The organism is Rouxiella badensis, from assembly GCF_002093665.1.
Lineage (GTDB): Bacteria > Pseudomonadota > Gammaproteobacteria > Enterobacterales > Enterobacteriaceae > Rouxiella > Rouxiella badensis.
The window spans coordinates 1-25,766 of sequence record NZ_MRWE01000002.1 but is presented as its reverse complement, the minus strand read 5'-3'; the positions used below and the strand labels follow the sequence as shown (position 1 = coordinate 25,766).

23 protein-coding genes and 2 tRNA genes are annotated in these 25,766 nt (G+C 53.7%); 8 read left to right on the top strand and 17 right to left on the bottom strand.

The window, feature by feature from the left end; genetic code table 11:
- Positions 1-41: 41 nt before the first annotated feature.
- The 3 genes from nadR to serB are packed head-to-tail and all read right to left on the bottom strand — an operon-like array spanning position 42 to position 3,698.
- A complete protein-coding gene (nadR, locus tag BS640_RS01445; protein ID WP_017493285.1) occupies positions 42-1,289 on the bottom strand; it encodes a multifunctional transcriptional regulator/nicotinamide-nucleotide adenylyltransferase/ribosylnicotinamide kinase NadR in 1,248 nt (415 codons plus the stop codon).
- Positions 1,290-1,307: 18 nt separating this feature from the next.
- Positions 1,308-2,690, bottom strand: a complete 1,383-nt coding sequence (gene radA / locus BS640_RS01440; protein WP_017493284.1) for a DNA repair protein RadA — start codon at positions 2,688-2,690, stop codon at positions 1,308-1,310.
- Between the two features lie 42 nt (positions 2,691-2,732).
- On the bottom strand, positions 2,733-3,698 hold the full coding sequence (serB, locus tag BS640_RS01435; protein WP_084911689.1) for a phosphoserine phosphatase: 966 nt from the start codon (positions 3,696-3,698) through the stop codon (positions 2,733-2,735).
- Positions 3,699-3,813: 115 nt separating this feature from the next.
- Between serB and BS640_RS01430 the strand changes: the two genes are divergently transcribed.
- Positions 3,814-4,626, top strand: coding sequence for a YtjB family periplasmic protein (locus BS640_RS01430; protein WP_017493282.1), 813 nt, complete (start codon positions 3,814-3,816; stop codon positions 4,624-4,626).
- Positions 4,627-4,739: 113 nt separating this feature from the next.
- On the opposite strand, the gene deoD is transcribed toward BS640_RS01430, so the two are convergent.
- The 9 genes from deoD to prfC all read right to left on the bottom strand — a co-directional run bounded on the left by deoD (position 4,740) and on the right by prfC (position 14,780).
- On the bottom strand, positions 4,740-5,459 hold the full coding sequence (gene deoD / locus BS640_RS01425; RefSeq protein WP_017493281.1) for a purine-nucleoside phosphorylase: 720 nt from the start codon (positions 5,457-5,459) through the stop codon (positions 4,740-4,742).
- Between the two features lie 57 nt (positions 5,460-5,516).
- Positions 5,517-6,740: a phosphopentomutase gene (gene deoB / locus BS640_RS01420; protein ID WP_084911768.1), complete on the bottom strand. Its 1,224-nt coding sequence runs from the start codon at positions 6,738-6,740 to the stop codon at positions 5,517-5,519.
- 83 nt (positions 6,741-6,823) lie between these two features.
- Positions 6,824-8,161: a thymidine phosphorylase gene (deoA, locus tag BS640_RS01415; RefSeq protein WP_026110723.1), complete on the bottom strand. Its 1,338-nt coding sequence runs from the start codon at positions 8,159-8,161 to the stop codon at positions 6,824-6,826.
- Positions 8,162-8,254: 93 nt separating this feature from the next.
- Positions 8,255-9,034: a deoxyribose-phosphate aldolase gene (deoC, locus tag BS640_RS01410; RefSeq protein ID WP_084911687.1), complete on the bottom strand. Its 780-nt coding sequence runs from the start codon at positions 9,032-9,034 to the stop codon at positions 8,255-8,257.
- Between the two features lie 391 nt (positions 9,035-9,425).
- A complete protein-coding gene (locus BS640_RS01405; RefSeq protein ID WP_017493277.1) occupies positions 9,426-10,217 on the bottom strand; it encodes a metal-dependent hydrolase in 792 nt (263 codons plus the stop codon).
- Positions 10,214-11,473, bottom strand: coding sequence for a patatin-like phospholipase family protein (locus tag BS640_RS01400; RefSeq protein WP_017493276.1), 1,260 nt, complete (start codon positions 11,471-11,473; stop codon positions 10,214-10,216). The genes BS640_RS01405 and BS640_RS01400 overlap by 4 nt, the downstream gene beginning before the upstream one ends.
- 261 nt (positions 11,474-11,734) lie before the next feature.
- Entirely contained in the window at positions 11,735-11,896 is a 162-nt protein-coding gene (locus tag BS640_RS01395) for a DUF1328 domain-containing protein (RefSeq protein ID WP_017493275.1), read from the bottom strand.
- A 297-nt stretch (positions 11,897-12,193) separates the two neighbouring features.
- Entirely contained in the window at positions 12,194-12,793 is a 600-nt protein-coding gene (gene osmY, locus BS640_RS01390; protein WP_017493274.1) for a molecular chaperone OsmY, read from the bottom strand.
- A 397-nt stretch (positions 12,794-13,190) separates the two neighbouring features.
- Positions 13,191-14,780, bottom strand: coding sequence for a peptide chain release factor 3 (gene prfC, locus BS640_RS01385; protein ID WP_017493273.1), 1,590 nt, complete (start codon positions 14,778-14,780; stop codon positions 13,191-13,193).
- 428 nt (positions 14,781-15,208) lie between these two features.
- On the opposite strand from prfC, the gene tsgA reads away from it, so the two are divergent.
- Positions 15,209-16,387, top strand: coding sequence for an MFS transporter TsgA (gene tsgA, locus BS640_RS01380; protein WP_017493272.1), 1,179 nt, complete (start codon positions 15,209-15,211; stop codon positions 16,385-16,387).
- A 44-nt stretch (positions 16,388-16,431) separates the two neighbouring features.
- Here the strand turns inward: tsgA and rimI are convergent, their stop codons facing one another.
- On the bottom strand, positions 16,432-16,875 hold the full coding sequence (gene rimI / locus BS640_RS01375; protein WP_084911685.1) for a ribosomal protein S18-alanine N-acetyltransferase: 444 nt from the start codon (positions 16,873-16,875) through the stop codon (positions 16,432-16,434).
- Positions 16,826-17,257 (bottom strand): DNA polymerase III subunit psi, encoded by a 432-nt coding sequence (locus BS640_RS01370; protein ID WP_017493270.1) that lies wholly within the window; start codon positions 17,255-17,257, stop codon positions 16,826-16,828. Before BS640_RS01370 ends, rimI begins: the two co-directional genes overlap by 50 nt.
- A 112-nt stretch (positions 17,258-17,369) precedes the next feature.
- Between BS640_RS01370 and rsmC the strand changes: the two genes are divergently transcribed.
- On the top strand, positions 17,370-18,416 hold the full coding sequence (rsmC, locus tag BS640_RS01365; protein ID WP_017493269.1) for a 16S rRNA (guanine(1207)-N(2))-methyltransferase RsmC: 1,047 nt from the start codon (positions 17,370-17,372) through the stop codon (positions 18,414-18,416).
- A gap of 117 nt (positions 18,417-18,533) precedes the next feature.
- On the opposite strand, the gene BS640_RS01360 is transcribed toward rsmC, so the two are convergent.
- On the bottom strand, positions 18,534-19,526 hold the full coding sequence (locus BS640_RS01360; RefSeq protein WP_084911683.1) for an aldo/keto reductase: 993 nt from the start codon (positions 19,524-19,526) through the stop codon (positions 18,534-18,536).
- Between the two features lie 121 nt (positions 19,527-19,647).
- Between BS640_RS01360 and BS640_RS01355 the strand changes: the two genes are divergently transcribed.
- The 3 genes from BS640_RS01355 to BS640_RS01345 all read left to right on the top strand — a co-directional run bounded on the left by BS640_RS01355 (position 19,648) and on the right by BS640_RS01345 (position 20,963).
- The gene (locus BS640_RS01355) at positions 19,648-20,541 is read left to right on the top strand and encodes a LysR family transcriptional regulator (RefSeq protein ID WP_084911680.1); all 894 of its coding nucleotides are present in this window, start codon (positions 19,648-19,650) and stop codon (positions 20,539-20,541) included.
- A gap of 201 nt (positions 20,542-20,742) precedes the next feature.
- Positions 20,743-20,829 (top strand) — tRNA-Leu (locus tag BS640_RS01350).
- Between the two features lie 47 nt (positions 20,830-20,876).
- A tRNA-Leu gene (locus BS640_RS01345) sits at positions 20,877-20,963 on the top strand.
- A gap of 117 nt (positions 20,964-21,080) precedes the next feature.
- Here BS640_RS01345 and BS640_RS01340 read toward each other — a convergent pair.
- The gene (locus tag BS640_RS01340; RefSeq protein WP_026110832.1) at positions 21,081-21,365 is read right to left on the bottom strand and encodes a DUF1435 domain-containing protein; all 285 of its coding nucleotides are present in this window, start codon (positions 21,363-21,365) and stop codon (positions 21,081-21,083) included.
- 446 nt (positions 21,366-21,811) lie between these two features.
- Between BS640_RS01340 and BS640_RS01335 the strand changes: the two genes are divergently transcribed.
- Both BS640_RS01335 and BS640_RS01330 read left to right on the top strand, forming a co-directional pair.
- Positions 21,812-22,393: a carbonic anhydrase gene (locus BS640_RS01335; protein ID WP_206600906.1), complete on the top strand. Its 582-nt coding sequence runs from the start codon at positions 21,812-21,814 to the stop codon at positions 22,391-22,393.
- Entirely contained in the window at positions 22,390-23,859 is a 1,470-nt protein-coding gene (locus BS640_RS01330; protein ID WP_017494199.1) for a SulP family inorganic anion transporter, read from the top strand. The genes BS640_RS01335 and BS640_RS01330 overlap by 4 nt, the downstream gene beginning before the upstream one ends.
- 39 nt (positions 23,860-23,898) lie before the next feature.
- Here BS640_RS01330 and BS640_RS01325 read toward each other — a convergent pair whose 3' ends face one another.
- Complete coding sequence (locus BS640_RS01325; protein WP_084911676.1) at positions 23,899-25,560, bottom strand: dihydroxyacetone kinase subunit DhaK; 1,662 nt, start codon at positions 25,558-25,560, stop codon at positions 23,899-23,901.
- Positions 25,561-25,766 lie beyond the last annotated feature (206 nt).

Below are 25,766 nucleotides of genomic sequence, written 5' to 3'. Positions count from 1 at the left end.
ACAAAGGAATATTATTATCTATTCCTTTGTTACGAAAGAAATTACGAACCGATAGTTGAGCCTTCATCGCCCAGCATCTTCTGAACCAGCTCGACGCAGTCCAGAAAACGTTGATCGTAATCAGACGACGTGACATGGGTGAAGGCGATATTATTTTTCTCCATCATCTCAATCAGCATGGTTTGAAACTCGGCGCGATCCAGCGAGCTACCGAGACTGCGCAGGCCGTCGGCGACCCAGGGCGTATTATTCTCGAGCAGAATAACCAGGTCGAAACGGTATTCGTCCACCAGCGCCTGTACAAACGGATGCTCGCGGCCCTCGTATTTTTTGCAGAACGCCTGCGTGGTCAAAAAGTCAGTATCGATGAAGGCCACTTTATTGGCATATTTAACGGCAAAGTCAATATACTGTGCCTGACCCAACGCAATTTTGTCATAGTCGGAATACTGTAGCGCCATCTCGTCACCGCCAAGATGCGAGAAAATATATTCGCGACCGTATTCCCAGGCACTGGTAGTGTTAAAGATGTTGGCAAGCTTATTGACCAACGTCGACTTGCCGCTCGACTCCCCGCCCAGCACCGCCACGGTGCGCACGAAAAACGGCTTCACCTCAGTCGGGATATAGTCCCAGTAACGGAACGGGTCACGGCGAATCTGCGATCCGCTGATCTTCATAAACGAACGTTTCGGATCGATAAGCACCGTATCAATGCCCAGATGCTCGCGATAACGCGGTGCATCGTTCTCTTCGCTGGAATAGATGGTGTTGGGGTGAATGCCTTTTTGCAGCATAAAGGCCGTAATCCCCTGACTCCACACGTCCCAGCCGTGCGGGTATGGCTCCATGCCTTCTTCGTTAAATGCATGAATATGAATATTTTTCTGATACTTGAAGGTTTGCAGCAGCCAGCGCAGACGATCGCTGAGCGTCGGCTGCTGTGACATTGAACTGTTCTCAAACAGCTCACGGTCACGCGGCTCATCATAGCCGAGGATGATGTGCAACTCATCGACCTGACTACAGGCACGCTGAATCAAATAAATATGGCCGGTATGCAGCGGATAAAACTTGCCGAACACTACGCCAATCTTCTTCTCGCGACGAGGAAATTCCAGATCCAGAAAACGGTGCAACGCCTCCAGCTTTTGAGCACTGGGGCTTTTAATCTTGTCATTCAACAACTGGCTGAGATAACCCTTGGTCATTCCGCTGGCTTCAGCCACCTGCTGCAGCGTACATCCCTGTTGCTTAATCGCTGCCTTAAGATAATCAAACTGCGGCATAGCGGGTCCTTGTGTTGATTAGAGGTCGTCCAGAATTGCCAGAGCGTCGGCCAGTTTTTTAACGCCAAATACTTTCATTCCCTCAGGCACCTTCTTCGGCACGTTGGCGTGTGGCACGATAGCGCGCTTGAATCCGTGCTTCGCGGCCTCGGTAATGCGCTCCTGACCGCTTGGCACCGGACGGATTTCTCCCGCCAGTCCCACCTCGCCAAACACCACCAGGTCCTGCGGCAAAGGCCTATCTCGCAGGCTCGATACCAGAGAGAGCAGCAGCGCAAGGTCGGCACTGGTCTCGGTGACTTTCACACCGCCCACCACGTTGACAAATACGTCCTGATCCGCCATCTGCAGGCCACCGTGACGATGCAGCACCGCCAGCAGAATCGCCAGTCGGTTCTGCTCAAGCCCCACCGCCACGCGCCGTGGATTGCCCATCATCGAATGGTCCACCAGCGCCTGAATCTCAACCAGCAGCGGTCGGGTTCCTTCCCACAGCACCATCACCGAGCTGCCCGAGGTTATCTCGTCACCGCGACTGAGGAAGATGGCCGATGGGTTATTCACTTCACGCAGCCCCTGTTCGGTCATAGCGAAAACGCCAAGCTCGTTGACCGCGCCAAAGCGGTTCTTGTGGCTGCGTAGGGTGCGGAATCGCGAATCGGCGTCACCGTCGAGCAGCACCGAACAGTCGATGCAGTGCTCAAGCACTTTCGGGCCGGCCAGCGAGCCGTCTTTAGTGACGTGGCCGACCATCACGATCGCCACGCCACGCGTTTTGGCATAGCGGGTCAGATAGGCCGCGCTTTCACGCACCTGCGCTACGGTCCCCGGTGAAGACTGGATATCCGCCATGTGCATCACCTGAATGGAGTCGATCACCATCAACTTCGGCTGCTCCTGATCGGCAATCAGGCAGATTTGCTCGATGCTGGTTTCTGACAGCATGTTCATGCTGGCGGTCGGCAGGCCGAGACGGTGCGCGCGCATCGCCACCTGCTGGAGCGACTCCTCGCCGGTGACGTACAGCGTCTTCATGTTTTCGCCAAGCTTGCAGAGAATTTGCAGCAGCAGCGTACTTTTACCGGCTCCGGGATTACCGCCGATAAGGATAGCACTGCCCGGCACCACGCCGCCCCCCAGTACGCGGTCAAACTCTTTGAAACCGGTGCTAAAGCGTGGGGTCTCGTCGAGGCTGATTTCCGACAGTTTCTGCACGCGGCTAACGCCCGCATCACCGGCATAGCCCGTGAGACGTTCGTTGCGTGCGACGGTAGGAGAAGCAGCCAAACGGACTTCGGTAATGGAGTTCCAGGCCTGACAGGCACTGCATTGCCCCTGCCAGCGCGGATAATCTGCGCCGCATTCATTACACACAAACGCGCGTTTTGCTGCTTTTGCCACAACATACCTCTTTTTTGGGGCGCAAACGCCCCGTTGTTCAAATTACGCTACGCTGCCGCTGAGAATGCAAAGCAGGCCAATCAGGTCGGCATGACGGATGCAGACTTCGGCCTGTTCGTAGACTTTCGGCTTGGCGTGGTAGGCGATACCCAACCCTGCGACCGACATCATCTTCAGATCATTAGCGCCGTCACCGATAGCCACGGTTTGCTCTTTCGGAATGCCGAGTTTTTCGGCCAGCGCCAGCAGCGTGTCGGCTTTATGCTGTGCGTCGACGATAGGGCCAATCACTTCACCGGTCAGCTTGCCGTCATAGATTTCCAGCTCGTTGGCCACGGCGGCAACCAGGTCCAGCTCGTCGCGAAGGTAGTTGGCGTAGTAGGTGAAGCCGCCGGAGGCGATGGCGACGTGCCAACCCAGTTCCTGCAGGCGGGCAACCATAACCCTGAGACCCGGCATGAAAGGCAGCGTTTCGCGCACTTTCAGCAGAATATTGGCATCGGCATCTTTCAGCGTGCCGACGCGCTGACGCAGACTGGCGGAAAAATCCAGCTCGCCGCGCATGGCGCGTTCGGTGACTTCAGCCACCTGCTCGCCGACGCCGGCCAGTTTGGCAATTTCATCGATGCATTCGATCTCGATTGCAGTAGAATCCATGTCCATGACCAGCAGGCCCGGGGTACGCATGTGCGGAACCTTACGCAGCGGAGTAATGTCGAATTCAAAGTTTTCAGCCAGCTCGAAAACGTCCGGCGTTAACGGACCGGCCAGGCGCACGACCTGATAGTCCTCGACCATCCAGGCACTGACGACCACTAACGCACGACCAAGGCGGCTCTGAAACTGACTGATGCTGATTTTATTGAGCTTTCTACTGTACAGGAGCCAGCCTGTGTGCCCTGCCCGGTAATCGAGCGGCATCACTTCGTCACCGCTGAGTGAAAGTGGAAGTCCCGGCCATTGGTGGATCTCGGAAGGAAGATCGCAATAGGTCAGACGGTTTGGCATGATTTCTCCTGTAAGAGCAAATAGCAGAGGGGCCGCGATAAAACGACGCATCAAGCTACCCTATCGCTAACGCTTCTGGCAACATTAAAGTCGTCGAATACCTTAAGGAAACAGAATGGCAGAGGCCAAACTGAAACTTCGCAGACACCGCACGGTTATTGTGCTGATTTGCTTAGCTTTATTAGTTCTATTGATGCAAGGTGCGTCCTATTTTAGCCTAGGCCACCAGTTAGCGCGATCTCAACAGGTCGAGCAGCTGACACAAACGCTCGCTCGCCAGGTGGCATTCTCTCTGGCTCCCCTGATGGACAGTCAGAATGATGGCGCGGATATCGCGCAGATTACCACCATTTTAAATCAACTTACCGATCACAGTCGCATACTTGATGCCAGCGTTTACCAACTCGATGGTTCGTTGATAGCCCATTCAGGTGAGACAGTGCCGGTGCGCGACAGGCTGGCGCTCGACGGTAAGCGCGCAGGCAGCTATTTCAACCACCAGATTGTACAACCTATTGGTGATAAGGACGGCCCGAGCGGGTTTCTGCGCATGACGCTCGACACCCACGTGCTGGCAACCGAGGCCAAGCAGGTCGATAACACCACCAACTTGCTGCGCCTGATGATGCTGCTAGCGCTGGCTATCGGCATTATTCTGGCCCGTACGCTGTTGCAGGGTCGACGCAGCCGCTGGGAACAGTCGCCGTTCCTGTTGACCGCCAGTACGCGCCTGAAGGAGCGCGATGAAGACGATGACCTGCCGGAGCATAACAATGAGCCGCTGGTGATTGCCATCGCCGAGGAGCGCATAGAGGATAAGCCGACCTTAACGCCGGAAGAAGAAGCCGAACTCGAGGCCGTACAGGCCGCCTACCGAAATTTGCAGCGCAGCCGCGAGCAGAAAGAAGAAGATAAGGACAAAGAGTAAGACGCAGGCAAGACAGTTAATCAATAGAAGCGGCAAGAGACAATCGCAGGATTATCAATGAAAACGGAGGCTCTTGGGCCTCCGTTTTTTTATGCCTTCAATCCGCTGAAAGCTTAGGCTTTATCGCCCAGCAGTACGGATTCCAGCGCTATCTCAATCATGTCGTTGAAGGTTGTCTGACGCTCGGCCGCCGTGGTCTGCTCGCCGCTGCGAATGTGGTCAGAAACAGTACATATAGCCAGCGCCTTGGCACCAAACTCGGCAGCAACGCCGTAGATACCTGCTGCTTCCATCTCAACGCCCAGAATGCCGTATTTTTCCATCACGTCGAACATCTGCGGATCTGGGGTGTAGAACAGGTCAGCGGAGAAGATGTTGCCAACGCGAGCATTGATGCCTTTTGCCGCCGCCGCGTCTGCCGCATTGCGCACCATGTCGTAGTCGGCAATTGCCGCGTAGTCATGGTCTTTGAAACGCATACGGTTAACTTTAGAGTCGGTGCAGGCACCCATGCCGATCACCACGTCGCGCAGTTTTACGTCTTCACGCACTGCGCCACAGGAGCCTACACGGATGATTTTCTTCACGCCGAACTCGGTAATCAGCTCTTTGGCATAAATCGAGCAGGATGGGATGCCCATACCGTGGCCCATTACTGAAATTTTGCGGCCTTTGTAGGTGCCGGTAAAGCCCAGCATGCCGCGAACGTCGTTGACCTGCTTGATATCTTCCAGGAACGTTTCGGCAATATGTTTAGCGCGCAGCGGATCGCCAGGCATCAGGACTACGTCTGCGAAATCGCCCATTTCTGCATTAATGTGTGGCGTTGCCATAAATAACATTCCTTATAATCATGGGATATAAAATAGAAGTTTCGCAAAAAATCCGCCTTAAAGCATGGATTTTCCGTATTCCATTGGTGACAGGTCAAAGTAGCTGGCAACAGTTTGTCCGATATCGGCAAAGGTATCACGCGCGCCAAGGAAGCCGGGCTTCACTTTTGGACCATAGATCAATACCGGGATGTGCTCGCGAGTATGATCGGTGCCGCGCCAGGTAGGGTCACAGCCATGGTCAGCGGTCAGAATAATGATGTCATCTTCTTTGACCAGCTCCAGCAGTTCAGGCAGGCGGCGGTCAAAAAGCTCCAATGCAGCCGCATAACCCGGTACGTCGCGACGGTGGCCATAGGCTGAGTCAAAATCAACGAAGTTGGTGAAGACGATAGTCCGATCGCCAGCAGCCTTCATCTCTTTAACCGTAGCATCAAACAGTGCGTCCAGACCGGTGGCTTTGACTTTTTTGGTAATGCCGACGTGGGCATAAATATCGGCAATCTTACCGACGGAAACCACCTCGCCCTGCTTCTCGTCGACCAGCTTTTTCAGGATGGTCGGCGCAGGCGGTTCTACCGCGAGGTCGTGGCGGTTACCGGTACGCTCGAAGTGCCCGGCCTTGTCACCCACAAACGGACGCGCAATGACGCGGCCAATGTTGTAGCCGCCTTCGGTCAGCTCTTCACGAGCGATTTCACACAGCTCATACAGGCGGTCGAGGCCAAAAGTCTCTTCGTGACAGGCAATCTGGAATACCGAGTCAGCGGAGGTGTAGAAAATCGGCTTGCCGGTTTTCATGTGTTCTTCGCCCAGTGCGTCCAGCACAACGGTACCGGAAGAGTGGCAGTTACCGAGATACCCCGGTAGATTAGCGCGCTCAACCAGCTTGTCGAGCAGCTCCTGCGGGAAGCTGTTGGTCTCCTCTGAGAAGTAGCCCCAGTCAAACAATACCGGCACACCGGCGATTTCCCAGTGGCCTGACGGCGTATCTTTGCCGGAAGACAGTTCTTTGGCGTAGGCATACGCGCCGATTATCTCGGCATTAGCGTCCAACCCAGCCGGGAAATGGCCGCTTGAGGCTTCGGCGGCTTTCGCCAGACCTAACGCAGTCAGATTGGGTAAATGCAGCGGACCTTTACGGCCTACATTGGCTTTGCCGCTGGCACAGGCCTCGGCGATGTGGCCCAGCGTGTCCGAACCCACGTCACCAAAGCGTTCGGCGTCTTCACTGGCGCCTATTCCAAATGAGTCCAACACCATGATAAATGTACGTTTCATTTTGCTCTCCTGCGCATTAATACGCGTTGCAAGCGGCAGCACGGCCGCCGCTTTTGGTGAATGGGTTAACCGGGCCAACGCCGTCAGCTAATACGGCGATAAACCACCGGCAGCGTCTCTGGCGCCTCGTCGCTCAACACGATGGCCGAACGTACCGCATCGGCAGCCTGTTGCCAGGCTTCTTCACTGTTGGCGTGGATCATTGCCAGAGGCTGCTGAGTATCAACCTGCTGGCCGAGGCGCGCCATATGGGTTAACCCAACGCTGTAATCGATAGCGTCGCTGGCACGGCGACGTCCGCCGCCAAGTGCCACAACGCTCATACCCAGGGCGCGGGTATCCATTGAGGTAACAATCCCGGTCCTTTCTGAATACACCCTCTTGCTCAGGGTCGCCTGAGGCAGATAGCGGTCATAATTTTCTACAAAGTCTGTCGGACCTTTCTGCGCCGCCACCATTTTACCAAAGACTTCCGCCGCACGGCCGTTGTCGAGCACCGCCTGCAGTTTACGGCGAGCATCCGCGTCGTCCTGCGCTAATCCCGAGGAAAGCAGCATCTCGACGCTCAGCGCCATGGTCACCTCGAATAGACGCGGGCTACGGTATTCACCGGTCAGGAAGCGGACCGCTTCACGCACTTCTACCGCGTTGCCTGCGCTGGAGGCCAGCACCTGATTCATGTCGGTCAGCAGAGCGGTGGTTTTGCAACCTGCGCCGTTGGCGACGTCAACAATCGCCTGCGCCAGATCCTGCGACAGTTCGAAGGTCGGCATAAACGCGCCGGAGCCAACTTTAACGTCCATGACCAGCGCATCCAACCCCTCAGCCAGTTTCTTCGCCAGAATAGAGGCGGTGATCAGCGGAATCGAATCTACCGTCGCGGTGATATCGCGGGTCGCATAGAAGCGTTTGTCGGCAGGCGCCAGCGAGCTGGTCTGTCCTATAATCGCGATACCGACGTCCTGAATAATCTTTCTGAAGCGCTCATCGTCGGGGAAAATGTCGAATCCTGGAATACTCTCGAGTTTGTCGAGCGTACCGCCGGTGTGGCCCAGACCACGACCCGAAATCATCGGCACATAGCCACCGCAGGCGGCAACCATCGGCCCGAGCATCAGCGAGGTAACATCACCCACGCCGCCGGTAGAGTGCTTATCGACAATCGGCCCGTTAAGCGCCAGAGGCTTCCAGTTCAACACTGTGCCGGAATCGCGCATCGCCATAGTTAGCGCTACGCGTTCATCCATGTTCATATCATTGAAATAGATAGTCATTGCCAGCGCGGCAATTTGACCTTCAGAAACCTTGCTGTCGCGAACACCATTAATAAAGAAACGAATTTCTTCTTCACTTAACGGTTGTCCGTCACGTTTCTTGCGAATAATTTCCTGAGCCAGAAAGGTTTTTTGTACAGAAGCCACGTTCACACCCCAGTTTGGATACAGAGAGGACAGCACAATATCAGCAGTAAAAAACGAGGCATGCAGCAACGCGCCGCCGCCTCGCAGGGGTTATCAGTAGCCGCTGCCGGACTTCTGTCCCTGATGGCCAAGCGTGGTCAGCAGGCTCGCCAACAGGCTGGAGGCGCCAAAGCGGAAGTGGCGGGCATCGGCCCATTCACGGCCCAAAATATTGTCAGCCAGCGCCAGATACTGCGCGGCGTCTTCTGCGGTTTTCACGCCGCCGGCAGGTTTAAAACCAACGGACTCGGCAACGTTCATGTCTTTGATGACGTTCAGCATCAGCTCAGCGCTGCGCAGGGTCGCATTTTCAGGCACCTTGCCGGTTGAGGTCTTGATAAAGTCTGCCCCCGCCTTGATGGCAATCTCGGAAGCTTTGCGGATCAGTGATTCCTGCTTGAGCTCACCGGTTTCGACGATCACTTTCAGCAGAATGTTGGCGTCATGACAGGCCTCTGCGCACACTTTTACCAGCTCTGCACCCACCTGCTCGTTACCGGCTATCAAGGCACGGTAAGGGAAGACCACGTCGACTTCGTCTGCGCCGTAGGCAATCGCCGCGCGTGTCTCGGCCAGCGCAATCTCGATATCGTCATTGCCGTGCGGGAAGTTGGTCACGGTCGCAATGCGTACGTCCGGCGTGCCTTGCTCGCGCAGCGCTTTGCGCGCAACGGGAATAAACCGTGGATAGATACAGATAGCCGCCGTATTGCCCGCCGGGCTTTTAGCCTGCTGACACAGAGCAATCACCTTCGCGTCGGTATCGTCTTCGTTCAGGGTGGTTAAATCCATCAGATTCAGTGCGCGCTGCGCCGCTGCGAGTAAATCAGTCATAACACTCTCCAACAATTTTCAATTCTGACAGGCCGTCAAAACTGGGCACACAGCCGGGACAATCCGTCACCTGTTGGGATAATTTGAACAGGTTTACGCCATTTATGGTGTGCAGTATTTCACACAAAATGAAATTTGATTGCAACGTTACTCAAAAAAATGAGATTCACATCACGTTATAGCCGTATACCCACCTTCGGGCATAGAGTAAAAGTGTATACCCGAATCATGACAATCGCTGATGCGGGTAACGCGCTTCATGAGAGGATTTTACCCCACCGCGACATGTTATTTAAATAACATTTTTAGGAGAGACTACGGCAAAAATCACAAATTAGAGTTATAAAAGGCCAATATTGCCGAGTGTAAATGTTATTTAAATAACATCACATCATTGAGGGGGGACATTGAGATTAAAGAGACGACGGGTATTTTCGCGCAGCGCCTGAGCAATCTCTTCTGGCGATTCATTACGAAGTTCGCACAGCACGGTAAAGACTCTGGCCGCCCGCTCGGGTCGGTTCGGCTCTCCCTGAAAGCCCTGTAACGGCATATCCGGTGCATCGGTCTCCAGCAACAGCGAAGAAAGCGGTAGCCTGGCCATCACCTGACGGGTTTTATGCGCCCGCTCATAGGTGATAGTCCCACCGACGCCTATCGAGAAACCAAGGCGCACGAAGGCTTCGGCCTGCGACAGGCTGCCGGCAAAACCATGCACCACGCCCGTTGCCGGGAGTGCGGCTTTACGCAGCATGGCGGCAAGGGGGTCATGGGTGCGCCGCGAATGAAGGATAATCGGCAGGTTGTACTGCTTCGCCAGCTTGAACTGCGCCCGCAGGAAACGCTGCTGTTTATCAAACATCGGCGTTTCCATATAAAGGTCTAATCCGGTTTCGCCCAGGGCGACGACCTTTTCATTCTGTGCAGATAAACGTTGGTCCAGCTTCTCAAGGCAGGCTTCGCTGTGCGAGGCGATACAGATAGGGTGCAACCCCAATGCGGCAAAAACCTGAGGATGTTTTTCGGCTAGCGCCTCGATGCGGGCAAAATGTGCTGACTCGACCGCCGGCACAATCAATTGGTTAACGCCCGCTTCGGCAGCCATTTGCAGACTCTGAACTTCGTTACCGCTGAAGGGAGGGAAATCAAAATGGCAGTGAGTGTCTATCAATCCCGGCTTCACAGCTTGTCTCCTTCTCCCTCAGTCTTTGGCCGCTCGACGGAAATCTCAGAAGCTGATTTTCTGACTGCGAGCGCGCTGATGGCGGTTGAAATATCGTCCTTAAAGGCATTAACCGCTTGCAGGAAAGGACTCTCGCTACCGCTATCAGACAGCGCAATCGGGTCAGCAAGGCGGGCATCGGCCACGGCAGTATCAGGAATAATCAGGTCAGACTGATTTGCAGCCGCCACCGGGCTAACCGGCAATTCAATCTCAGGCGAGACAATCGGTGGCACGACTATCTGCGGTCTTCTCGGACGCGGAGTCATGATCGGCAGCGGCTGGTCATTTTCACGCTGCATGAGCCAGTGCGAGGCAATCGACAAGAAATAGCGCGCGCAGCGGCGTCCGAGGTGATAATCCTGGTTCAGAGCCGGTAAGCGACTGCCCAGCGCATGACTGGCCAACGGCTTCGGCGGGAAGATTTCAAAGATACGCAGGTTGCCAGGGGGGTTCTCGATAAACTGCTGAATACGGTGATAGCTCTTTTCATGATGCTGCACCATGTGCACCAGCTGTTGCAGGCTGCTCTCGCTCAGCCACTGCTCCATACGTTTCATCCACTGCGGCGTATAGAACATCGCGGAAGGCACGGTGCGGATAACCACAATCGTGTCGGCGCCGCGACGGTAGGCTTCCTCAACGGGAATCGCATCGCTAATGCCGCCATCCTGATAGCTGATACCGTCGAGGTCCACGCCCATGCGGTAGAAACCCGGAATCGCGCTCGAGGCCTTAATCACCGGCAGCCAGCTGTCGCGGGTGGGGGCAAAATAGTTGGGCTCATAGTCGTCACTGCGACAGGCACACATCAGGAATTCCCGGCCATCAATCAGCAGCTTTTCGGCGGTGTCTATCGCCAGCGGCATGGTTTTAGAAATAGTATCAATGTACCAATCGAGATCGATAAGGTGTCCACCGCGCACAAATCGCAGAGGATTGAAGAAATTAGGGCTGGTGGTGTAGCGCGTGATGACTCGCCGGGCGTAGCCTGGCTGACCGCATATATACGCTGAAAGGTTTTGAGCACCGGCAGAACTGCCGATCAGGAGATCAAATGGATTGAAGCCTGCACGCTGAAATTCATCCAGCACACCCGCTGTGAAGATGCCTCGTTGCCCGCCGCCTTCACAAACCAACGCGATTTTACCCGGCATGTAGGGTTTATAGGCCAGGGGCTCAATGTTACCCAGCGTGACCGGTATTCTGTATCCCAACGAAGACTCCTCAAAAATCACTTCTTTGTGATGAGCATACTCCGTCTTTTACCGATCCGTCACTTTCTTGCAAAATCCCGGAGATTAAATCGTTACTTCCTGTAAATCAGGTGCAGTTTCCATCATGGATACGGCATGGGAAATAACGCTTATGAATAACATCAGGCTCTTCCATTACGTCCCTGCGCCTTACGAGGTTATTCCTTTTAATCTCCGGGAAATATCAGATAAATATCAGTTTATCCTTTAGTCTTCACAGCGTCATAAACGCTTACGACCGGTAAACAGGCTCACCAGGAACAGGATGATACCGACTACGAAGACCACTTTTGCAGCCCAGGCCGCTGTACCTGCCAGTCCACCGAAACCAAGAGCTGCCGCGATTAACGCGATGATAAGAAATATAATACCCCAACGAAACATAAGCTTCTCCTTACCCTATTTAAAATATTCGTACGTCACTCGGTTAACAAATGCGTCCTGAATAACGGCTATTACTGTAGATACTTAATAAGATGTACAGTATTAAAGATAGCTTGAAAAAAACAAAACGGATGAAAACTCAGTGATTTTTCAGGTAAAAAAATCGTTAATCGTTCTATTTTATTCAGTACTCGTGGTTCCAAAAATTTCTACTAATAAGCCGCTGACCTTTCTAATTAACAATAAGAACTGTCAGGGTTGTTGCCCACCGTGGGGCAGGCAACGCGTTCAGAGGGATTAAGGCTGAACTTTCAGGTCGTTTTTGACGCTCTTCACGCCGCTAACGGTCTTGGCAACGCTTTCAGCGCGGTCAGACTGAGCCTGATCTTTTACCGTACCTGACAGTTGAACGACGCCATCGGTAGTCTCAACTTTAACCATGCGTGATGGCACGATGTCATCGGCCAGCAGTTTGGCTTTTACGGAGGTCGTGGTGGCGGTGTCGCCCGCATAGCCTTTCACTGACTGAGTCTTGCTGTCTTTAGTATGCAATTTGTCGCTGACGGATTTAACGCCTTCAACTTTGGTGGCTACCGCGACAGCTTGTTCCGCTTCTGCCTGAGAGCCGACGAAACCGCTCAGTGTCACGACGCCATTGTCTGTTTTAACTGAAATGTCGGTGCTTTTGATTGCTTTATCGTCTACCAAAGCGCTTTTAACTTTTGCTGTGGTGGCGCTATCGCCCATGTAGCCATCAACTTTCTTCATGGAGCTATCGATTTTTGCACCCGCAGAATTCATCGTGCTTTCAGCGGTTGCAGCCAGTGCACTACCGCTCATCAGGGCGGTACCCAGAACAACGGCCATCATTGAGTATGCAAAATTAGACTTTTTCATCGATTTCTTCCTTAACAGTTTGGGAGCCCAAAAATTTAGGACTCTGTACACCACATGGTCGTGGCGACTTAAATTCATTACTGTGACACTTCACTGTGAATTCTAATAAATCAGCACAAGTCTCTACTTAGAATCCCGAGGCCAGCGTTTAAACCTGCCTTTCGTTGTGCGTTTATTTAATATAGCCGACCATGAACAAAACTGTAGTAAGAATGGCTAATTAACCTGTAATACAGATAAGTCCGAGCATTTTAGGCCATTATAGGCGAAAAAACCGACAAAAATGTGCAAAGTAATTTCACAATGAAACTAATATTCAGAAAAAAATCATAAAAAAAGACGGCTCTTGCGCCGTCTTTTAGGAGAAATTTGAAACGCTGAAAACGCGTGCGGCAGATTAATGCTCGCGCGTTTTGCGGAAATCAACCTCAGGATAACGCTCTTTGGTGATATTGAGGTTAACCATCGTAGGTGCGATATAAGTCAGGTTGTCCCCACCGTCCAGCGCCAGGTTAAACTCACACTTACGCTTAAAGTCTTCGAATTTCTTCACGTCTGAGCATTCAACCCAACGTGCGGTAGAAACGTTGACCGACTCGTAAATCGCCTCAACGTTGTATTCGCTCTTCAGACGCGCCACGACAACTTCAAACTGCAGCACACCCACCGCTCCCACGATCAGGTCGTTGTTGATAAGCGGACGGAACACCTGCACCGCACCCTCTTCCGACAGCTGAACCAGACCTTTAAGCAACTGCTTTTGCTTCAACGGGTCACGCAGACGGATACGGCGGAACAGCTCTGGCGCAAAGTTAGGGATACCGGTGAACTTCATGTTTTCACCCTGAGTAAAGGTATCGCCAATCTGAATCGTGCCGTGGTTGTGCAGACCGATGATATCGCCCGGGTAAGCTTCCTCAACGTGAGAACGGTCGCCGGCCATAAAGGTCAGCGCGTCGGAAATCACCACGTCTTTACCGGTACGAACCTGGCGCAGCTTCATGCCTTTTTCGTATTTACCGGACACCACGCGCATAAAGGCTACGCGGTCGCGGTGTTTCGGGTCCATGTTGGCCTGAATCTTGAACACAAAACCAGTGAACTTCTCGTCAGCGGCAACGACTTCGCGCACGTCGGTTTTGCGCGGCATTGGCGCAGGCGCCCACTCGACCAGACCGTCGAGCATATGGTCTACGCCGAAGTTACCCAGCGCGGTACCGAAGAACACCGGCGTCAGGTCACCGCTCAGGAAGGCTTCATGGTCGAACTCGTGAGAAGCGCCCTGCACCAGGTCTAGCTCGTCACGCAGCTGCGCTGCCAGCTCTTCGCCGATAGCCGCATCGAGGTCGGGATTGTTCAATCCTTTAACGATACGAACTTCCTGAATGGTGTGGCCTTTACCGGTCTGATAAAGATAGGTTTCATCTTTATAGAGGTGGTAAACCCCTTTAAACAGTTTGCCGCAGCCGATAGGCCAGGTAATTGGCGAACAGGCGATTTTAAGCTCGCGCTCCACTTCGTCCATGACTTCCATCGGGTCACGGATGTCGCGGTCAAGCTTGTTCATAAAGGTCAGGATCGGCGTATCGCGCAGACGGGTCACTTCCATCAGCTTACGGGTACGATCCTCAACGCCCTTCGCGGCGTCGATTACCATCAGGCAGCAGTCAACCGCGGTCAGCGTACGGTAGGTATCTTCGGAGAAGTCCTCGTGCCCCGGGGTATCGAGCAGGTTAACCAGCGCATTACGGTAAGGGAACTGCATCACGGAAGTGGTAATCGAGATACCACGCTGTTTTTCCATCTCCATCCAGTCGGACTTGGCGTGGTTGTTAGAGCCACGGCCTTTTACCGTACCGGCGGTCTGAATAGCCTGTCCGAATAACAGTACTTTTTCAGTGATGGTAGTTTTACCCGCATCGGGGTGCGAGATAATGGCGAAGGTGCGACGTTTGGCGACTTCGAGGGCGTATTCACTAGGAGACATGTTTTTCCACGTTTCTGCGGTTGTCCGCCCTGCATCGGTATTGATTTTAGCCAGAACGGCATCAGGCAAAGCGGTAATAAAAGTTATAGCCGGCTATTTTCTATGATTTGGCAGGGATAGACAATCAATGCTTTTACATTCGCTGCCGTAACAGCGAAAAAGGAGATTGAGGGAGGCGGCTTAAATGGGCGAAAATTGGCCTTATTTCTCGCAATTTTCAATAAAACGTGACCTGAATCACATATTAATTTTGCATAACTTTACGGCTTGCATTAAAAATACCCGTCCCATCACAAAACTGGTCCGTTCCTTTCTGGATAATCGGCCAATAAAAGTTGTACGGCATGACTCGGCAGCCTGTGCTGCTGTTATCTGAACTCTTTTTTTGCGTTTTTTTAACCTCTTATACATCACAAGGATGTATCTTAATGACTAAAAGTAATCGATTGCTTCTCACCTGGATCAGCTTTTTCTCTTACGGCCTGACCGGCGCACTGGTCATTGTTACCGGCATGGTTATGGGCAATATCGCCGAATATTTCGGCCTGCCGGTTTCCAGCATGAGCAACACCTTTACCTTCCTGAACGCCGGGATCCTGATAGCTATCTTCCTTAATGCCTGGTTGATGGAAGTTATCCCACTGAAACGTCAGCTCATTTTCGGCTTCGTGCTGATGGTGCTGGCGGTCGCGGGCCTGATGTTCAGTAAAAGTATCAGCGTCTTCTCACTGTGCATGTTCATACTCGGGGTGGTCAGCGGCATCACAATGTCGATCGGTACCTTCCTGATAACCCATATTTATGAAGGCCGCCAGCGCGGATCGCGCCTGCTGTTTACCGACTCCTTCTTCAGCATGGCCGGCATGATTTTCCCAATAATTGCGGGCGTACTGCTGGCGCGCAGCGTGGGCTGGTACTGGGTCTATGCCTGCATCGGCGTTATCTATCTGGCGATTTTTGTGCTGACGCTGATGGCCGAATTCCCGGTCCTGGGCAATAAAGGCGACACCAACGCACAGCCGGTCGCGAAAGAGAAATGGGGGATTGGCGTACTGTTCCTGTCGATTGCGGCGCTGTGCTACATCCTCGGCCAGCTGGGCTTCATTCAGTGGGTGCCGGAGTATGTGACCAAAACCTTCAACCTGGACATCAATCAGGCCGGTAAGCTGGTCAGTGATTTCTGGACCTCGTACATGATTGGTATGTGGGTGTTCAGCGTGGTGCTGCGTTTCTTCGACCTACAGCGCATCGTAACCCTGCTGACCGCACTGGCGACCGTGGCGATGTATCTGTTCATCTCCACCGCTAATCCGGCGCATCTGACCTACGCGATTCTCGGCCTTGGCTTCGTTTCCAGCGCCATTTATACCACCATCATTACCCTCGGCTCGCTGCAAACCAAAGTCTCCTCACCGAAGCTGGTGAACTTTATTCTGACCTGCGGCACCGTCGGCACGATGCTGACCTTCGTTGTTACTGGCCCTATCGTCGCCCACAGCGGTGCACACGCAGCGCTGGCAACGGCGAACGGACTTTACTTCGTGGTGTTCGTGATGTGTGTGATTCTCGGTTTTGTGACCAAGCACAGAACGCACGGCCATCAATAACCCCAGTGTCGAAATGTAAAAAGCGGGCCAAAAGCCCGCTTTTTTTATCCTAAAGGCAGCGCCATGATGATGGCATCTTCCCGCCCCGCCGCCGCAGGATAGTAATTACGGCGAATCGAGACCTCATTGAACCCCATGCTTTCATACAGCGAGATAGCGCCACGATTCGACGCCCGCACCTCAAGCCACAGGGTAAAGATGTCGCGCGGCTCAAGCTGCGCCAGCACTTCTTCCAGCAGTAAACGGCCTAATCCCTGACGCTGATACGCCGGGTCGATAGCGATGTTAAACAGCGTGGCCTCGTCGAGTACCGTCTGCACGATAGCAAACCCCACCATCTTGCCCTGCCGTTCGAGCTTAAGATTGAGATAACGCTCCCCCTGATTGGTGGCAAAGGTTTTTTCACTCCAGGGAAAGGCGTGACTGGCTTGTTCAATCTCAAAGGCGCGCGTCAGATCCGCGGCTGTCAGGGTAGAAATGTTGTTCATTTTCACAAATCTGCTGCCAGAGCGCGCGTTTCGCCCCAGCGTCTTGAGAAAGCTCGGCCAGCGCCGGGCTGTATAACTGCGCACCGGCGACCGTCAAAGGTTCGCTGATGCCCAGTCGCCAGGTATTGCAGTGCGTGTCTTCAGGCAGCATCGCAACCTGATCCGTTTGCAGGCAGTAAACCTGCGAGGGATGCAGGCTTAGGCTGCGAATCACGTCATTAACCAGTGAGTTACCTTCAGGCGGCAGCACGTCGGCAACAATTAACAGCTGCGTGTGCTCAGGCAAACTGACGGCGACCTCACCCTGTAAAACCGTGGGGCGTCGCAGCGCCCACTGGGTAATTCCCAGCTGCTGTAATAGCCAGTCTCGTCTTGTTGCCATGCTTTTTTCCTGCCCGTCGGCGACTCTTATAGCGCGCTATGCTAGCAAACACATCGAACCTGCGCCAATAAACCTCTATAATGCGCCCCATATTCCTGAGGAGCCTTATCTGATGTCAGCATTAACCCCGGCCAGTGAAGTCATACTGCGCCATAGCGATGATTTTATTGGCCGCCGCGTCCTGTTCGCCGGTGATTTACAAGATGACCTGCCGGCCGATTTCGACGCCGAAAGTGTGCGAGTCCACACCAACCAATACCACCACTGGCAGATGCTCAACGCCTCGATGAAAGAGGACGTGCAGTTTGGTCTGGTCGCGGATGCCGAGTTTATCGCGTCGAGCGATATGCTTGTCTACTACTGGCCAAAGAGCAAACAGGAAGCCAAGTTCCAGCTTTTCAACCTGCTTTCCCAACTACCTGTCGGCATTGACGTCTTCGTGGTGGGTGAAAACCGCAGCGGAGTCCGCAGCGCAGAAGAGATCCTGGGAGAGATTTGCCAGCTCGATAAAGTCGACAGCGCCCGCCGCTGTGGCCTGTATCACGGCCGTCTTGAAAAACAGCCAGAGTTTGATGCAGAAGACTGGTGGCAGACCTACATGGTTGAAGAAGTCACCATCAAGACCCTGCCGGGCGTGTTTAGCCGTGAAGGCCTGGACAGCGGCAGCCTGTTGCTGATCAACAGCTTCGAAGAGCCAATCAAAGGTAAAGTGCTGGATATCGCCAGTGGTTCAGGCGTTCTGGCGTCGGTGCTGGCGACCTACTCACCGAAGATGAAAGTTACCCTGAGTGACGTGAGTGCCCCTGCGCTGGCAGCCAGTAAGGCAACGCTCGAGGCGAACGGGCTTACGGGTGAGGTGATAGCCAGTAACGTCTATTCCGACATTACCGGGCGTTTCGACATGATTATCTCCAACCCGCCGTTCCACGAGGGCTTACAGACCAGCCTTCACGCGGCCGAGCAGCTGATCCGCGGGGCCGTAAACCACCTGAACATCGGCGGCAAACTGCGCATCGTGGCTAACGCCTTCCTGCCTTACGCCGCCCTGCTGGATGCCACCTTCGGCAGCCATGAAGTGCTGGCGCAGAATGGTCGTTTCAAGGTGTACGAAGCCACTCGTGGCCGCCCACCGCGCGACGTGAAGAAGAAAAAGCGTTAATTCCCCCGTAATAGCTTAACGCGACAGAGAGGCGGCAACGGGAGCAATCTCCAGGCGCTGACATAAGTCAGCCACTGGGATAACCGAAAGCCGCCAACCTGCTGTAGTTTGAAAGATTCAGCTATTAATCAGTTGCATGACGTCGTGAGCGTATCTTTCCCCCACGGCGGCATTCTGCGGGAAGGCCGCATCGATCGCCGCGAGTTCGGCTTCATTCAGGATGACATCAAGCGCGGCGATGTTCTCTTCTAAATAAGTGCGACGCTTAGTTCCCGGGATGGGCACAACGTTTTCTCCCTGTGCCAATACCCACGCCAATGCCAGCTGGGAAGGCTTAACGCCTTTCTCTCTGGCAATTTCCACTATCTTGTCAACCAGATGCAGGTTTTTGGCAAAATTCTCCCCCTGAAAACGCGGATTGCCTTTGCGGAAGTCGTTGTCGGCAAAATCGTCCGGCGTGCGAATAGCGCCAGTCAAAAATCCACGACCTAACGGGCTGTAGGGCACAAAGGCGATGCCCAGACGTGCACAGGCAGGCAGAACACTTTCTTCGACCTCACGACTCCACAGCGAATACTCAGTCTGCAAGGCGCTAATCGGATGCACTTTGTGCGCTCGTTCAAGCGTGGCCGCCGAGACTTCACTCAACCCGAGGTAACGAATCTTGCCCTCACGCACCAGATCCGCCATCGCACCAACGCTGTCTTCAACCGGTACGCTCGGATCGGCACGATGCTGATAATAGAGGTCAATCACGTCGGTATTAAGGCGCTTGAGGCTGCCCTCGACCGATTTTCGGATGTAGTCAGGATGCCCGTTGGAGCCTCGTGCCAACGGGTTGGCCGAGTCACGAACGATGCCGAATTTAGTCGCCAGAAAGACCTGATTACGACGCCCTTGCAATGCCCTGCCGAGCAGCTCCTCATTGGTATGCGGACCATAAACGTCGGCGGTATCAAACAAAGTAACCCCAAGCTCAATGGCGCGGTCCAGCGTCGCCAGCGACTCTTTTTCGTCCATGCCCTGAGTGTAAAACTCGCTCATTCCCATGCAACCGAGCCCTAAAGCTGAAACCATCGGACCGTTTTTACCTAATTGACGTTGTTTCATTATGCTTTCCTTAACCCTGTTTCAGAAGATGGAAAGAAGTTTGGTTGTTTAAGCCATAAAGATAAATACGCCGATTTGTGCAACACTGTTCATAAATCGCAACCAATTAAAAAGGCTCTTCGTGGATCAGATTCAGGCTATGCGGATCTTTATTCGCATCACCGAGTTAGGCAGTTTTAGTCGCGCAGCAGAAGATCTTGAGCTGCCGCGCGCAACGGTCAGCACGACGCTCAAAAACCTCGAGCAACGCCTCGGTGTGCGACTTTTCCTGCGCACCACGCGGCAGGTAAAAATCACCGAAGAGGGCGAACTGTATTATCAGCGCTGCCTCCAGTTAATCTCGGCGTTTGACGAGGCCGATAACCTGTTTGCCCATCGAAAACTTCAGCCTGAAGGCAATGTGCGCATCGACATGCCGCATTCCGTGGCGCGTGAAATTGTGTTACCTGCACTGCCGGACTTTTCTGCACGGTATCCCCACATTAATCTGACCTTGAGCGCCAACGACAACGCCGTCGATATGCTGCATCAGGGCGTTGACTGCGTGATCCGCGCCTGGCCGGGCGAGAGTGAGAACCTGCAGTCGCGCCCAATTGCCATGCTGGCCCAGACGACCTGTGCGTCGAGAGACTATCTTGCGCGCTGTGGCCAGCCTCAGACACTGATGGAACTCGGCAAGCATCAGGCCGTGGGCTATTTCTTTGCCCACCAGCGCCCAGAGTCACAGCTGGAATTTGTGGTTAACAAGAAGACGCAGACAGTGCAGATGGCGAACAGTCTGGTGGTCAGCGGGGCAGATGCCTATATCGCGGCCGCAAAAGCGGGCTATGGGCTGATACAGACCTCGAGGCAGGTCGTCAGTCAGAGTCTGGCGAGAGGAGAGTTGGTCGAGGTGCTACCTGAATTTATACCGCCCCCGATGCCATTGTACATTATGTATCCACCGGGGCGTTTTCTCGCCCCCCGCGTTCGGGTGCTGCTTGACTGGCTCATCGAACTCTTTTCGAGGCTGTAGCAAAAAATAAACGTTCATAAAACCAACGATAAACGCGCTATCTCGTCTCGAAATGGCTAATTCGGCTCTGATTTGCTGTTTTTTACAACAATCACCGCTAATAGAAGAAATAAGTATTGACGCCCTCGCGAAAATCTCTAGAATTCGGCCCCGTGGTTGTCTTAGTCGTATAGACGAAATCTATGTGACAAGAAACGGATCGCGAAGGTGGCGGAATTGGTAGACGCGCTAGCTTCAGGTGTTAGTGTTCTTACGGACGTGAGGGTTCAAGTCCCTCTCTTCGCACCACTGTGATGTATGAACGATGTTAATAAGCAGTAAGAGTAATCATTTGTGCGAAGGTGGCGGAATTGGTAGACGCGCTAGCTTCAGGTGTTAGTGTCCTTACGGACGTGAGGGTTCAAGTCCCTCTCTTCGCACCAGATGACTCCTGTAATCCCTCCCTGATATTCCCTTGTTGTAAAACTCCCTCAGTACAATCCTTTGTTCGATAAGCCAATCTTTTTAGATAATCCCAAAAAGCTCTATATTCTGCATTGTTACATCAAATTAAAGTTCACCGATATCGCCGCCAGTCCACCCGCCAGCGCCACGAATGATGGCAGCAGGACGTAGTGACGCCACGTTCCGTTAAGCAACATCACCAGCGTTGCCAGCATCGCGATAATCACCAGATACCTGAGCTGTTCCAGCGTCATATTGGCCAGCGCCAGAATGGGCAGCAGCGCGCAGGGCAATAGAACGCCCCAGGCGCTAGAAAGACGTTTTCCGAGACACCAACTGACTCCCCACAATCCGCACGCCGTAACTATCGCTGCAATCATGATGCTGCCCTCAGTTAACTGATAATGATAACTAGTAGCATATAGCAATTTTTCTCATCGCGCACCACTTTGCAGAGCATTTAATGTCCGGTTTTGGTTTCGTTTTGCAAAGAACTGTAATTTTCATCAGAAAATAAGTTAAGCCAAATTGATGGATAATCTTTGTTCAAGGCCTGAAATCACAGAGATTAGCGCGAATACATTCACAAATTTTATCTAATTGCTGCGAGGGGGATCCAAAACAGGGGATTGTCCTAAGGCATTGATGCCGTCTAATCTGTTAAAAAATGTATCAAGAAGCTTCCAGTCGTAATTAAAGGTAGTAAATCTTTAAACGTTGATAGCCACCGGACGAGCGGCCCATTGCCGTCTTTTCCCCTGACAGAGAGAAGCACATCGTGACAACCTTAAAACCCCTGCTGGCTCGCAATCGAAGTTGGGCGCTGATGCAGCGCCAATGCAGTCCCAAGTACTTTGAACAAACGGCCCAGCCGCAGCAGCCTCATTCGCTATGGATAGGCTGTTCAGATAGCCGAGTCCCTGCCGAAGTGCTCACCGGTTCCCACCCGGGCGAGCTGTTCGTGCATCGCAATATCGCCAATATGGTGGTCAGCGATGACGATAACCTGCTTAGCGTGCTGCAATATGCGCTCGAATACCTCAAAATCTCCGCAATTATCCTGTGCGGCCATTACGGCTGCGGCGGCGTGCAAGCTGCCAGCGCACTCCCCGATATGCCGCTGGCTGCACAGGATAACGCCCTCTCCCGACGTATTGGTCTGCTTCGCCAGGCATTGAGCGAGAGCCTGAACCCTTCGCCAGACCCCACACAGGACGAAAGCACGCGGCAGGATCGCCTGGTGGAAGCCAACGTGCTAACCCAGTTTGCCAACCTGACGGCCACCGCACCGGTGCAACAACGCTGGGCTCAGGGCCATACTCTCAACATATTTGGCTGTGTGTATGATCTGCACAGCGGACATCTCAAAGAGCTGGTGCATCAAAGCACAGCAGAGGGCGCATCATGAATCTGAACGCACTTCGTCACGATATTCCCGCAGGTATCGTCGTTTTCCTTGTCGCCCTGCCGCTGAGTCTGGGCATTGCTCAGGCCAGCGGCATGCCCCCTTTCGTGGGCCTGCTAACCGGCGTGATAGGCGGCGTGGTGGTCACGCTGTTGAGCCCGTCGCGTTTTGCGGTGAGCGGACCCGCAGCCGGGCTGGTCACCATCGTCATTGGAGCCATGGAAACCCTCGGCTCCTTCTCCTCCCTGCTGCTGGCCTTGATCCTGGCCGGGGCGTTGCAGATTGTCTTCGGGATAATCAAGGCCGGGCGGTTTGCCCGACTGATCCCCGGCAGCGTGATTCAGGGGATGCTGGCGGCGATTGGCCTGCTGCTCATCACCCAGCAGATCCCCGTTGCACTGGGCTATGAAGGAAACAGAGGGCTACGGGGCATCTTCGGCGATCCTTCTTTTCATCTCTCACCGGTAGTCGCGGGCGTGGCACTTGTCTCGCTGTTTATCCTCTGGCTTTGGGCAACGCCTGCCTTCAAGAAGAACAAATTTTTGACCTACGTACCTGGCCCATTGGTGGCGGTGCTGTGGGGAAGTCTTGCCGTGGTGTTTGGCGGAAACCTTTTCCCCGAGAGTATTCAGGGCATGCCGCGTATTTTGCTTCCCTCATTCGACAGCTTCGGCGAACTGACCGCGCAGCTTGAAGGCCCAAACTGGAGTGCGTGGACCAATCCCTCCGTTTACGTCGTCGCGATTACGCTGGCGCTGGTCGCCAGCCTGGAGACGCTGCTGAGCCAGGAAGCGCTAAAAAAACTGAAGCAGCAAACGCCCGCGCCCTGCTCGGATAAAGAGATGCGGGCGCAGGGCATTGGCAATATGCTCAGCGGTCTGCTCGGCGGCTTACCGATTACCGCAGTCATCGTGCGCAGTTCGGTTAACGTCAACGCTGGGGCGCGCAGTAAGACCTCCATCCTGCTGCACGGCATTCTGCTCCTGCTGAGCGGCATATTCTTTAGCGAGATGCTTAATACCATTCCGCTGGCCTGTCTGGCGACGGTGCTGCTGTATACCGGCTACAAACTGGCCTCACCCGAGTTGTTTAAAGCACAGTGGAAGCTTGGCCTGGCGCAGTTTGTGCCTTTCATCGCAACCATTGTCGGCATCATGGTGTTCGGCATGCTAGTCGGTATCGGGATGGGTTTGCTGGCGCAGCTGCTGACCAGCACTTACAAGAGTCACAGCAATGCGCTACAGCTGACGCGCTACGATAATCATTACGTGATGCGCTTTCAGCAGAACCTGACGTTCCTGCACAGTCCGCGCCTGCAAAGCCTGCTGGCAGAAATCCCGGACAACAGCGTGGTCAGGGTCGAGCATGACAATGCGGGGTATATGGACCCCGACGTCAAAGCGCTGCTTGCGGAGTTTGGCTCGAGGGCCGAGCATAGAGGAATCGTTCTCGACCGTTGGCCGAGCTAGAAAAGGTAAAGCCCCGAGTTGCATCGGGGCTTTTTGGGTTTATCCTTTTATTTCCAACAGTGCGGCAAAGACTTTTTCTACCGCCACCGCGCCGGGATCTTTAACCCCTTTCAGGCTGTTGCTGTTCAGATAAGACGACCGACCGGCATTGGCCTTTTTCATACTGGCGGTATCTTTGGCCCCTTTTGCCGCAGCCTTAGAGGCTCCCTTCACGTCTCCCGCCTTCTTGTCGAGCGCCTCGAGCGCGGGCTGGAGAGCGTCAATCAAGGTTCTGTCGCCCAAATCAGCCCCGCCGTAGTGCTTCATTCTTTCCAGTCCAAACAGCAGCGACTGGGCCAGATTGCCGCCTTCCGCCACCTTTTGCCCTGCGGCAGTGAAGAAGATAGACATCAGCACGCCGCTTGACCCGCCCATCACGGTAGCCAACCGGTCACCCACCACGGTGAAGAGCGCAGACAGGTCATTCAACGGCAGCTTGTTGCCTTCATTCTGTTGCTGAATATCTTTGGCGCCTGAAGCAAAGGTCGATCCTGTGTCACCGTCACCCACTTTGGCATCGAGCTTGTTCAGCTCACTTTCCAGCGAAACCAGCGTCTCGGTGATGATCTTGACCACCTTGCCTACCTCGGCGTTGGCAGAGGATTTAACTTTCACCTTCTGAGTGATTTTTTTCGCCTTCTGCAGCGGCACTTTTTCAAACTTCACCGGCGGATGCCAGCCGGCTGCCTCGACCTCGGCCAGCAGTGCCTCTTCAATGGTGCTGTCGAGCACGATGGCCGACAGTGAGAAGCCTTTCATGTCCAGCGCACTGACCAGCGCCGCAGGACCGATGAGATAAGTTATGGCATTTTTCAGCCCAGAATGCGCCAGCTCTTTGGTTATCTGGTTCATCTCCAGCGGAGATACACCGCCCAGGTTATTGATAAGCAACGCCAGTTTGTCCTTTTTCTTCAGGCCCTTTTGCAGCGCCTCAACCAGCGTATTGACTATCTTTTGGCTATTGTGGGTTTTCAGCACCGACACTCCCGGCTCGCCGTGAATGCCCAGCCCCAGCTCCACGTGCCCCGCAGCGATACGGTCGTTCTCCTCTTCATCACCGTCGCCCGGCAGATTACAGCCATGCATCGCGACGCCGATGCTCGAGGTCGCGTCGATGGCCTGCTGAGCAAGTTGGGTCACCTCTTTAAGTGATTTTCCCTGTTCGGCCGCATAGCCTGCCACTTTGTGCACCAGCGCCGTACCGGCGATGCCGCGCGGCTGTTTGTTGTCAGGGAGCGCGATGTCGTCTGAAACCATGACTAAATCAACGTCATAGCCCAGATTTTTGGCTTTCTCGGCGGCCAGGCCAAAGTTGAGACGGTCGCCGGTATAGTTCTTCACGATCAGCAAACAGCCTGCTTTACCGGTGACAGCGACGATAGCGTTAAGCACCGCGTCTACGCTCGGGGAGGCGAAAACATCGCCGCAGACGGCAGCGGTCAGCATACCTTTGCCGACAAACCCAACGTGTGCGGGCTCGTGGCCTGAACCACCGCCGGATATCAGGGCGACCTTGTTCTTGTCCCAGTCGTTTCTCACCACGACACGTATCGCCGAATCGACGTCAAGTCTGGCCAGATTCTTGTAAGGGGTGGTGAGGATAGCGCCTTCGATAACGTCATTAATCAGCGACTTGCGGTCGTTCATAAAAAAGTTAGACATACCCGGTGAACTCCTTGTTGTTTTGATAGCATGGGATGAGGTGAAACAAAAGGCATCTCCAAGCATAGTGAAAAATCAACCGGCCTGTACCGAGCACTCTCTCATTTTGAATCATTGATATTATTGAGGTTTATGCATCGCGGGATTAAAAAAATACTAAATCATAAATATTTTATATTATTTGGCAGTTAACCATTGGTGTTGGT

Bases quoted from the DNA above. Each gene is read 5' to 3' on its own strand.
- BS640_RS01360 (WP_084911683.1), bottom strand. From the start codon at position 19,526: ATGAAACAACGTCAATTAGGTAAAAACGGTCCGATGGTTTCAGCTTTA.
- deoD (WP_017493281.1), bottom strand. From the start codon at position 5,459: ATGGCAACGCCACACATTAATGCAGAAATGGGCGATTTCGCAGACGTA.
- rsmC (WP_017493269.1), top strand. From the start codon at position 17,370: ATGTCAGCATTAACCCCGGCCAGTGAAGTCATACTGCGCCATAGCGAT.
- tsgA (WP_017493272.1), top strand. From the start codon at position 15,209: ATGACTAAAAGTAATCGATTGCTTCTCACCTGGATCAGCTTTTTCTCT.
- serB (WP_084911689.1), bottom strand. From the start codon at position 3,698: ATGCCAAACCGTCTGACCTATTGCGATCTTCCTTCCGAGATCCACCAA.
- BS640_RS01430 (WP_017493282.1), top strand. From the start codon at position 3,814: ATGGCAGAGGCCAAACTGAAACTTCGCAGACACCGCACGGTTATTGTG.
- deoB (WP_084911768.1), bottom strand. From the start codon at position 6,740: ATGAAACGTACATTTATCATGGTGTTGGACTCATTTGGAATAGGCGCC.
- osmY (WP_017493274.1), bottom strand. From the start codon at position 12,793: ATGAAAAAGTCTAATTTTGCATACTCAATGATGGCCGTTGTTCTGGGT.
- BS640_RS01370 (WP_017493270.1), bottom strand. From the start codon at position 17,257: ATGGCAACAAGACGAGACTGGCTATTACAGCAGCTGGGAATTACCCAG.
- BS640_RS01335 (WP_206600906.1), top strand. From the start codon at position 21,812: ATGCAGCGCCAATGCAGTCCCAAGTACTTTGAACAAACGGCCCAGCCG.
- deoC (WP_084911687.1), bottom strand. From the start codon at position 9,034: ATGACTGATTTACTCGCAGCGGCGCAGCGCGCACTGAATCTGATGGAT.
- BS640_RS01330 (WP_017494199.1), top strand. From the start codon at position 22,390: ATGAATCTGAACGCACTTCGTCACGATATTCCCGCAGGTATCGTCGTT.
- prfC (WP_017493273.1), bottom strand. From the start codon at position 14,780: ATGTCTCCTAGTGAATACGCCCTCGAAGTCGCCAAACGTCGCACCTTC.
- BS640_RS01340 (WP_026110832.1), bottom strand. From the start codon at position 21,365: ATGATTGCAGCGATAGTTACGGCGTGCGGATTGTGGGGAGTCAGTTGG.
- BS640_RS01395 (WP_017493275.1), bottom strand. From the start codon at position 11,896: ATGTTTCGTTGGGGTATTATATTTCTTATCATCGCGTTAATCGCGGCA.
- BS640_RS01325 (WP_084911676.1), bottom strand. From the start codon at position 25,560: ATGTCTAACTTTTTTATGAACGACCGCAAGTCGCTGATTAATGACGTT.
- nadR (WP_017493285.1), bottom strand. From the start codon at position 1,289: ATGCCGCAGTTTGATTATCTTAAGGCAGCGATTAAGCAACAGGGATGT.
- rimI (WP_084911685.1), bottom strand. From the start codon at position 16,875: ATGAACAACATTTCTACCCTGACAGCCGCGGATCTGACGCGCGCCTTT.